This window comes from Oscillatoria sp. HE19RPO (assembly GCF_024220515.1).
GTDB lineage: Bacteria > Cyanobacteriota > Cyanobacteriia > Cyanobacteriales > Laspinemataceae > Laspinema.
The window spans coordinates 1-10833 of sequence record NZ_JAMXOT010000381.1 but is presented as its reverse complement, the minus strand read 5'-3'; the positions used below and the strand labels follow the sequence as shown (position 1 = coordinate 10833).

The 10833-nt window shown below is 47.2% G+C and carries 5 protein-coding genes; 3 read left to right on the top strand and 2 right to left on the bottom strand.

Annotation, left to right across the window (positions count from 1 at the left end; all coding sequences use genetic code 11):
• Positions 1 to 151: 151 nt before the first annotated feature.
• Complete coding sequence (locus NG833_RS27190) at positions 152 to 523, bottom strand: hypothetical protein (RefSeq protein WP_254568400.1); 372 nt, start codon at positions 521 to 523, stop codon at positions 152 to 154.
• Entirely contained in the window at positions 520 to 1143 is a 624-nt protein-coding gene (locus NG833_RS27185) for a sigma-70 family RNA polymerase sigma factor (RefSeq protein WP_254568399.1), read from the bottom strand. Before NG833_RS27185 ends, NG833_RS27190 begins: the two co-directional genes overlap by 4 nt.
• A 494-nt stretch (positions 1144 to 1637) precedes the next feature.
• Between NG833_RS27185 and NG833_RS27180 the strand changes: the two genes are divergently transcribed.
• The 3 genes from NG833_RS27180 (at position 1638) to NG833_RS27175 (ending at position 10731) form a co-directional block, all read left to right on the top strand.
• Complete coding sequence (locus NG833_RS27180; RefSeq protein WP_254568398.1) at positions 1638 to 4067, top strand: GAF domain-containing protein; 2430 nt, start codon at positions 1638 to 1640, stop codon at positions 4065 to 4067.
• A 134-nt stretch (positions 4068 to 4201) separates the two neighbouring features.
• A complete protein-coding gene (locus tag NG833_RS30675) occupies positions 4202 to 4333 on the top strand; it encodes a hypothetical protein (protein ID WP_256556181.1) in 132 nt (43 codons plus the stop codon).
• Positions 4330 to 10731 carry an AAA family ATPase gene (locus tag NG833_RS27175; RefSeq protein ID WP_254568397.1) on the top strand — a complete coding sequence of 2134 codons (6402 nt, stop codon included), beginning with the start codon at positions 4330 to 4332 and terminating at the stop codon, positions 10729 to 10731. Before NG833_RS30675 ends, NG833_RS27175 begins: the two co-directional genes overlap by 4 nt.
• Positions 10732 to 10833 lie beyond the last annotated feature (102 nt).

Genomic DNA, 10833 nt, shown 5'->3' with positions numbered 1-10833 from the left:
TGATAGGGCTAGGGGTTAGGTCTCTTGAACAAATTGAGATGCTCCCGTTTTACTTAAACTTTTAGACCGAGTTCAAAACAAAAAGGTTCTGGATTCAACCTGAATTTGTTGAGATTTTAAAAACCGGACCGAGGGTAAATTTTCTCCAAAATCAATCCCTATCTGAGCGGGAAATATTTTCTTCTTCCACCAACAGCCAATCATTAGATGATTCGAGCATTTCATCGTGTAATAAACCATTCCAGGTATATTCCATGAACGCTTCAATTTGAGCTAAATCGCTGACAGGCTCAGGAGAAAATATTCCCGGCTTTATCCCCCAAAAGGCGAGGGATAAACTAGCAGCAATTGAGGGGACAATCAGCCAGAGAAGTCGGGGCGAGTAACGCCTTGTCCTTGCGCGATCGCCTGCAATGGAGGCTAGAATTCGTGCTTCTAATTGCGGGGAAGCAGGGGGAATATCCGGGCGATGTTGACGTAAAAAATCTACGAGACAGTCTGTTTTTTCTGGGGGTTGATTCATAGTTGCACTCCTTCGGATTCCAGAAATTTTCGCATAGAAGCTCGGGCATGAAACAACCGGGATTTAACGGTTCCCACGGGGATGTTCATAATTTGAGCTACCTCCTTTTGCGGGAGGTCTTCGAGGTCATGAAGGACCAAAACTGCCCGATGCTCGAAACTTAAACATTCTAGTCCTCGTTGCACTAAATCCTGGTAATGTAAGTGCATCAAATCGGGGGTTTCGGACTGGGGAGGCCGATCGCTGCTGCTGTCCTCTTGGAGCAAGGCGATGGATCCTCGGTGTTGGGCCTGTTCTTTGACAAACCCTTGACGGCGATCGGTGGCGACATTCCAGGTAATCCGATACAGCCAAGTGGAGAAGTAGGCGGGTTGCCGGAGTTTCGGCAATCCTTTCCAGACTTTTAAAAACACCTCCTGTACCAAATCATCGATCTCCGGTGCCCCACAGAGTTGGTAGAGGGTCGATCGCACCTGATGTTGATAGCGCCGGTATAGCTGACGAAAACAGTCCTGGCTCAAGAGGCGATCGCCCCCAGGGAAATCCCTGTTTTGACAAGACTTTACCAGGTCCGAATCGGATGGCTCCTTTGTAACTACCTTTGCTGACACGGTGAGCACCTGTGACTTTTTCCTCAAGGATGTGGGAATTCTGAGGGTTTAGACCCAAGGGTATATTTAAAGGTTCAAACTCTTGGGTTTGCATACCTGGGCCGATTGGGGAATCCTAAACCTAGGGCCTCTAATTCCTCCGGATCTGAAGATGAGAGGCCCCTTTTGCCCGAACCCGGGGTTGACAACCGGGTTTATTGTGGCTACAAATGTCCTTCGGGACTTCTTCACGCCGGTCATCAAAAACACCTCCTTGAAGGGGTGACTAAAAACGTTCTTCGGGACTCCTTCACGCCGGTCATCTGAAGGCAACCCCGAAAGGGTTAGGGAGCGAATTTGGTTCCCGAGCGTCTTATGGACTGGAGCTAAACTAACTGTGTAATTTTTTGAACAAGGCTGCTTTGATGGAGGGTTCTGAGTTAAGCTAGACAGAGCAAAGAAAAAGTTTAATAAAAAATTAAGGGTGAAGTTGGCGCGACCCTTATGACCCGAGGAGAAAATCGATGGTATTTACACTTAAAAAACTGTATGGCAAAAAAGAAATCCGGTCGGCAATTGAGGGTTGCGTGACCGCACTGGATAGCCCGATCGCCCTTTTGGATGAAGGAGGGGCGGTTATTGTAGGGGAGCTAGATGCAAATTTCAGTAAATACCCGGTTGTGGTAAATGGAGAACCGATCGGGTGGGTTTGTGGCGGGGAAAAAGTCTGTGCGATCGCCTCAATGATTTCTTGTTTGGCAACCCAAGAGGTCGAAAAAAAAGCGTTAGCCCGAGAAGTTCTAGGAAAATATAGAGAGTTAACTCTACTTTATAACATTTCTGAAAAAATCATTGGCAGTTTAGATATTAAAGAAGTTGCCACGATTGTACTAGAAGAAGCCCAACGGGGCATTAAAGCTAGTAGTGGGGCGGTGATGTTGTGGGAGGAAGGGAGCGATCGCCTAGAATCCATTCAGGCATTCGGTCCGGCAGGAGACTGTTTCAGCGCGTTAGGGGCGACGGCTACTCTGGTGAATCGGGCAGTGGAGACGGGACGCGGAGAAATTGTCAATGATATTTTATGGGAGTTGGACCCAGAATCAGGCCCCAATGAACCCCCGGGTGTGGCTTCGGTGATGTGCGTCCCCCTGAAAACCAAGGAAAAAGTCATCGGGGCGATCGCGATCGGCAACCGGGAATCTCTCGGCTATACGGCTGAAGATTTAAAATTATTGACCGCCTTAGCCTCCCAAGCGGCCAGTGCGATCGCGGCTTTAGCCCACGAAAACAAACTCAAAGAAAGCCGCAGGCAGGCGATTTTATTTCGCTTGGCGACCCAAATTCGCCAGTCTCTGGAACTGAGTAGCATCTTAGAAACAGCAGTTACCGAAATTCGCAACCTGTTACGGGTCGATCGCTGTTTGTTCGCCTGGTATAAACCGGCGAAATCGAACATTAGGTCCTGGGAATCGACCGAACCCGATGAGAGGCCCCCAGAACCGTCCTCAGAACGGTCCTTACAACCCCCTCCCGGCGATCTCACTCACTTAACCCTGCATACGTCAGATTATTGGCAAGTGATTAATGAAGCCAAGCATCCCGCTTTACCCAGTCTGATCGGCGACTACGCCACCAGCGAAGTCGGAGGATTGGCATCAAAACTGGTGCAAATGGAAATTGTGCGAGTGGATGATGTATCGAAATTAACCGATTCCGTAATGCGGCAGTTTTTTCTCAAACAAGATGTGAGTTCAATCTTGGCCGTTCCCATCGAGACTCGACTGGGGAAAATGGGGTTTGTCGCCTGTGCCAACAGTAGCAAAATTCGGCCTTGGAGTGATGATGAAATCGAATTGTTAGAAGCCGTGGGCAATCAACTGGCGATCGCCATCGACCAAGCGCAACTCTATCAACAAAGTCTCCACAGCGCCCAAGTTGCCCGGGAAAAAGCCGAACAACTGGAAAAAACCCTGGTGGAATTACAGCAAACCGAGGCCCAACTGGTCCAGAGTGAAAAGATGTCTGGACTCGGACAGTTAGTGGCTGGAATTGCTCATGAAATTAATAATCCAGTTAATTTTATTCACGGGAATTTGGTTCATGTGAATAACTATACGTTAGAACTTTTGACCGTGCTCCATCTCTATCAAAAATATTATCCTGAACCTGCCCAAGAACTGGCAGAGGCGATCGAAGAAATGGATGTGGAGTTCCTGATGGATGACTTGCCCAAATTGCTCGCGAGTATGAAGTTGGGAACGGACCGAATTCGGGCGATCGTTCAAAGTTTGAGACTCTTCTCTCGCGTGGATGAATCAGACATGAAGCGGGCTAATATTCGGGATGGGATTGAGAGTACCTTAATGATTTTACAGCACCGTTTAAATGCTCAACCAGGACGGTTGCCCATTAAACTGGTTTTTGAAGATGGGGACCTGCCTCTGGTGGAGTGTTATCCGGGTCAACTGAATCAAGTATTTATGAACCTGATTGCCAATGCGATCAATGCTTTGGAAGAAGCCATGTCCTCCGGTAAAGGGAGTAAATCCAAAATCTTGCCGACCCTCCGGATTCGCACGGAACAGGTTGATTTTCCCGAGTTCGATAGGGATGGCGAACCCTTGGAAAATGCGGGTTCTCCCCGGGTGCGGATTACCATTGCTGACAATGGCATTGGCATGACGGAAAACGTGCGTCGGCGACTGTTTGACCCCTTTTTCACCACCAAAGCAGTGGGTAAAGGGACGGGACTCGGCTTGTCCATTAGCTATCAGATTGTCGTAGAGAAACACGGCGGAACATTAGAGTGCATTTCCGAACCGAATCAAGGGGCAAAATTTATCATTGAACTGCCCATTGTCCAGTCCCCAAGCCAAGGGAGGGTAAGTTTTTTGGACAGGAATACCAGGATGAGTGAGCCTAAAACGGTGGTCCATCACATCCAAAATTGCTAAAATTTTTTGAGTGTTCTATAGTAAAGCATTAATATCCGTCGATAAAATTTGAGGGGTGCAGCATCTACGAAATCCCTCGCCATCGGTGCAACGCGCAGACGGTTTAGAGGCGCTGATCTACAAGGCGGTATTTTGTGGCTTCTGGACGTCCCTATCTCCGGGGCGATCGCTGTGGCGATCAAAACAGGGAGTTTAGGGGCGATCGCGCTGAGTTAAAAGGCAGCGATCGTCCGAATTATCCTTCTAAAATTACCGAATCCCCATGACTAATCCGAAAATTTCTCTCTCCATTCCTGGCTATCAAATCACCGAAGAAATTCAAGCGGGAAGCAAAACCTTGATTTATCGAGCGATTCGTAAATCTGACCAAAAACCCGTGATTTTAAAAGCTTTAGCCTCGGAATATCCGAGTCTGGAAGAATTAGCCCGGTTAAAACATGAATATGAAATTACCAGCAATTTAGAGATTAATCGGATCATCAAACCCTTGGCGATCGAACCCGTTCACAATACCTTGATGCTGGTCTTTGACGATCGAGGGGGCCAGTCCCTCAAACAACTCCTCCTGACGAAAAAGCTAGGACTAGAAACTTTTTTACACATTGCTATTCAGTTAACAGAAACCCTGGGAGAACTGCACCAAGCTCAAATCGTTCATAAAGATATTAAACCCTCCAATCTGATCATTCTGAATCACGCTCAACCTTTGAGCATTAGAATTACTGACTTTAGCATTGCCACCCGCCTCTGGCGAGAAACTCAAACCCTCAACCCTCATCCCACCCTCCTGGAAGGAACTCTCGCCTATATGTCCCCGGAACAAACCGGGCGAATGAACCGATGTTTAGACTATCGCACCGACTTCTATTCATTAGGGATTACCTTTTATGAAATGCTGGCGGGTCAATTGCCCTTTATTGCCGAAGATCCGTTAGAATTAATTCACTGTCATATTGCCAAGCAGCCGGTTTCGCTGGATGTTTTAATGCCGGAAATTCCCCAGGCTTTGAGCGAGATTGTCATGAAGTTAATGGCAAAAACTGCGGAAGACCGTTATCAGAGTGCTTATGGAATTAAAGCAGATTTAGAATACTGTTTAACTCATTTAAACGACCTGGATGCCCTCCAAAACTTCAAGCCAGGACAATGGGATAAAAGTGGTCAATTTGTCCTTTCCCAAAAACTCTACGGACGCGATCGCGAAGTAGCCAGCCTCCTAGAAGCCTTTAATCGCATCGCCTCGGTTTCCCGGGAGAGTCAACCCGATGCCTCAACTCCTTCAGTCCAGTTGGGAACCGCTGAATTGATTTTAATTGCCGGGTATTCTGGCATTGGCAAAACCCGTATTGTCTATGAAGTTCATAAACCCATTGTTCGTCAACGGGGGTATTTCATCGCCGGAAAATTCGACCAGTTTAAGCGGGATATTCCTTACGCTTCTCTGATTCAAGCCTTCAAATCCTTAATTCAACAATTACTCACAGAACCCCCGGAACAAATTGCCCAATGGCAACAGAAACTCTTAGCAGCAGTGGGCGAAAACGGTCAAATGATTATTGATGTGATTCCCGAAGTGGAATCAATTATTGGTAAACAGCCGCCGATTTCTCCCTTGGGACCGAGTGAAGCTCAAAATCGATTTAATCGAGTGTTTAAAGAGTTTATTCATGTATTTACCCAACCAGAACACCCCCTGGTTGTGTTTTTGGATGATTTACAATGGGCAGATTCGGCTTCCTTAAAACTGCTGGAATTGCTGATGACTGATGCGGAAAGTCATCACCTATTAATGATTGGGGCTTATCGCGATAATGAAGTCAGTCCTACCCATCCCTTTATGCTCACCATTGAGGAAATTGAGAAAATGGGGGCTAAAATCACCACCATTGAACTCGAACCTCTAGGAGTAACTCATGTCACGGCGTTGATTTCCGATAGCTTTAGTTGTAGTCAAGAGCAAGCCAATCCCTTAGCAGAACTGTTGTTTAAAAAAACTCAGGGAAATCCGTTTTTTCTGACGCAGTTACTTAAATCTCTCCATCGAGAGAACTTGCTTTATTTTGATTTTAATCAAGGGGTTTGGCAGTGGGATATAGAGCAGATTCGCAGGATTGGAATTACGGATAACGTGGTCGAATTAATGGTGAGTAAGATTCGCCAATTTAGCGAAAACTCCCAAAATGCCTTGAAATTAGCCGCTTGTATTGGCAACCGCTTTGATTTGAATATTCTGGCGATTGTTCGAGAGCGATCGCCTGCTTTGACGGCGGGAGATTTGTGGGAAGCCTTACAAGAGGGGTTAGTGTTACCCTTAAGTGAAACCTATAAAATTCCTACGGTTTCCGACAATTTGGAAGGAATTGAAGTCAGTTATCAATTCCTGCACGATCGCGTCCAACAAGCCGCCTATTCGCTGATTCCCGAGGCCCAGAAAAAAGCGGTTCACCTGAAAATTGGCCAGCTTCTCCTCCAAAATACCCCAGAAACTGAACGAGAGGAGAAAATTTTTGATATTGTCAATCATTTGAATATGGGGGTGGAATTACTACAGTCAGCCGAGGAGAAACGCCAACTCGCCCAATTGAATGCGATCGCCGGTCAAAAATCCCAAGCCTCCAACGCCTACCACAGTGCGATCGTTCACTTTAGCCTAGGCATGGACCTGTTAGATACCCAGCCTTGGGAAACCGATTATGACCTAACCTTTTCCTTGCACCGAGAACTAGGAGAATGTCAATATTTAGTCGGTAATTTTGACGAATCAGAACGCCTCTTTAACCGCGCCTTAGCTCACGCCAAATCTCGCTTTGAACGGGCAGAAATCTATTCCATCTATATCGCCGCTTGCATGACCAAAGGGGACAATTATTATCAAGCTGTGGAATTAGGTATCGAAGGATTAAAGGATTTTGGACTCTATTTTCCCAGCCAGGAAGAGGACTTACCCGCTGCGGTTGTTGCTGAACGGGAAACCGTGGAGACCCTCCTCATCGGCAAAAATATCCCCGATTTATTGAACGTTCCCGAAATGACCGACCCGGATAAAAAGGTCGCCATGAACCTACTGGTTAATTCCTGGACCGCCACCTATTTTGCCAATCGTCCCGACTGGCTGCAATTAATGGGATTAAAAATGGTCAGCCTCACCTTAAACTATGGACCCGTGGATGTCTCTGCCTTTGGTTATGTCGTCTATGGCATGATTTTAGCCGGTGCTCAGGACTATCAAGCGGCTTATCAATTTGGGGATTTAGCCTTAAAATTGCGGGAGAAATTTCCAAACCATACCCTCATTCCGAAAATCAATAATATATTCGCCCATACCATTAATCCCTTCTGGCAACATCTCCAGACCAATTTACCCTTGTATCGAGAGTCCTATAAGGTCAGTTTGGAAATGGGGGATATTATTTTTGGAGTTTGGGCGGTTACCTATCAGGTGTGGACGAAATTAATTATCGGAAACCGACTCCCCGAGGTTTATGAGAAGTCGCAAAACTACCTCAAATTTATCGAAGAAACCAACGATCGCAATATGATCGCCGGTTATCGCACCTTGCAACAGACGGTTTTAAACTTACAGGGACTAACCGATAGCCCGATTACCCTGAATAGCCCGGATTACAATGAAAGCGCTACCCTAAAACTTTGGGCAGACAATCAATTTTATGTGGGCATGAATTGGTTTTGGATACTCAAAACTCTGGTGTTGTTTCTCCAGGAAGACTATCCCGCCGCGTTAATTGTGGCCCGTCAAGCCGATGAAACCATTGGGACAAATTTCGGCTTTTTCAGCATGACCCAACATTATTTCTATTATTCCTTAATTCTGACTGCCCTTTATCCAACGGCGCAGGACGAGGAAAAAGCCAGCCTGTGGAATAGTCTCCTTCAAAATCGCCAAAACCTCAAACTATGGGCAGAAACGGGGAAAGAGAATTTTCTCCATAAGTATCTGTTGGTTGAGGCAGAAATGGCCCGAATTAGCGACCGTCCCTTAGAGGCAATGGAGCTTTATGACCAGGCGATCGCCTGCGCCCAAGACCAGGGCTATTTACAAATTGAAGCCATCGCTAACGAACTGGCCGCCAAGTTTTATCTCGGCTTAGGACGGATGAAAATTGCCAAAACTTATCTCACCGATGCCCGTTATCACTATAGTCTTTGGGGGGCGACAGCTAAGGTTCAGCAACTAGATAAAACCTATCCAGACCTGTTAGTCAGAGCATCGATTCGAGAAAGTGCCTCGGCAGATTTCAGTTCAACCACCACGGCAGAACACGCCACGACCGTTGGCAATCCGGCTTTACTTGATATTGCTACGGTTATGAAAGCCTCGCAAACGATTTCTTCGGAAATTGTTTTAGAAACCTTGCTGGAAAAGTTAATGCATATTCTCATCGAAAATGCTGGCGCTCAAACCGGGCATTTACTCCTCGATCGCCAGGGTAAATTTGTCCGGGTGGCTGAGGGAAGTGTGGAGAATGACCAAGTGACCTTACTGCCCTCTATACCCCTAGAAAACTCCTCAGATTTGCCCTTGGGACTGATTAACTATGTTGCTCGCACGGAGACAGCCCTGCTGCTCAATAATGCTATTGAAGAAGGACTGTTTATCACTGACCCCTATATTGTTCACCATCAAGTTAAATCGATTTTATGTACCCCGATTGTCCATCAAGGCAAGCGCGTTGGGTTACTGTATTTAGAAAATAACCGGGCAGCCGGGGCCTTTACCCGCGATCGCCTGGAAGTCTTAGGAATGTTATCGGGACAGGCAGCCATTTCCCTAGAACTGGCCCGGGCGGTGAAACAAGTGCAGGATACCGTCGCCTATTTAAGTGCGATTATCACGAATATAGCCGATGGACTGCTGGTTACCGATGCCCAGGGTTTGATTACCCGCGTCAATCCCGCCTTGCTGGCAATGTTTGACCGCCCCGAAAGTGAGGTGATGGGGAAACATTGTTCAGGACTGCTGCCCCTGGACCTCACCCAAGCGATCGCCCAGAGTGTTAATGCTCCCAACGAAGTGCTCACCGCAGAAATCGATCTCGCCTTTGAGCGCGTGGGGAAAGCTGTGGCGACTTCAATTTTACCCAATGAGTCCTCAGAAGTCGATGCGGGCGACTGTATTGGGACTGTCATCCTGATTCGCGATATCACCACGGAGAAAGAAGTCGATCGCATGAAGACTGATTTTATTTCTACCGTATCTCACGAACTGCGGACTCCTCTCACCTCTGTAGTCGGTTTTGCCAAACTAATTCAGAAAAAACTCCAAGACAAGATTTTACCCAGCTTCCAGGAAGCCGATCGCAAAACTCAGAAAGCCGTTGCCCAAGTGGGAGATAACATCAATATTATTATCTCCGAAGGGGAACGGTTGACCAATTTGATTAACGATGTGCTAGATATTGCCAAAATGGAAGCGGGAAAAGTGGATTGGCAAATGCAGCCCTTGGCAGTCTCCGAACTGGTGGAACGCGCTTTTTCTGCCACCTCCAGCCTGTTTCAAAATAGTGGATTGGAGCAAATCCGAGAGATTGATAGCGGATTGCCCGAGGTGATGGGCGATCGCGATCGGTTATTACAAGTGCTAATTAATCTCATCTCCAATGCCGTCAAATTCACCCAAACCGGATCCGTAACCGTCCGGGCGCAACTCCAGAACGAGCAACTCGAAATCTCGGTGATTGATACCGGCATCGGGATTCCCCCGGAATATCAAGAAACCGTGTTTGAGAAATTTAAGCAAGTCGGCGATACCCTCACGGACAAACCGAAAGGGACGGGACTGGGATTACCGATTTGTAAACAGATTGTCGAACATCATCAGGGTCAGATTTGGGTAGAAAGTGAGGGAGAATCCGGGACCACGTTTTCTTTTACCCTGCCTCTGACCCCAGAGAGTGGGTTGCCAACCCCGGAAAAACTCAACTTCCAGACCCTAGTCCAGCAGTTGAAACAAACCATCGTCCCCCATCCCGAACATCCCCGTAGCGATCGCCCGAAAACAATTCTGGTGGTGGATGACGAGGCTCACATTCGCTCCCTGCTGCGCCAGGAATTAGAAGCCTCGGGCTATCTTGTGCGAGAAGCTAAAGACGGCATGGAGGCGATCGCTCAAGTGAAAGCCACCCCCCCGGACTTGATTCTATTAGATGTAATGATGCCGCAAATTAGTGGATTTGACGTGGCAGCCGTTCTCAAAAATGACCCCAATACGATGCATATACCCATCGCTATCCTCTCGATTATCGAAGATAAACAGCGAGGCTATCGTCTCGGAGTCGATCGCTATTTAACCAAACCGATTGATCGCGAGGACTTACTCAATCAAATTGGATTTCTCCTCTCCCAGGAAACCTCCAAAAAGAAAGTTTTGGTCGTGGATGAGGATGTTTCTGCGGTCAAACTTTTAGCCGATGTCCTAGAAGCGAAAGGCTATATCGTCACCGAAGCCTCAAGTGGTCCGGAATGCATTGAAAAAGCACGAGCGGTCAAACCTGATATGATTATAGTAGATTCTCTATTTTCCGAGCGACATGATATCGCCAAAACCCTGCGATTTGAGAAGGGCCTAGAAAATGTCTTTTTCCTGTTGCTTGCTGAAAATCAGGAACCTGAGGGGATTCCAACAAATAAATCATCCTTGCTTTGATGCGATCGCACCTAACAAGGCTCTTTTAGCCCGCGCAGGCGGGCTTTGTCCGTGTAGCCCCAGGCTTGAGCCTGCGGGTTTTTTGAAGGTTTTATTTTTTGG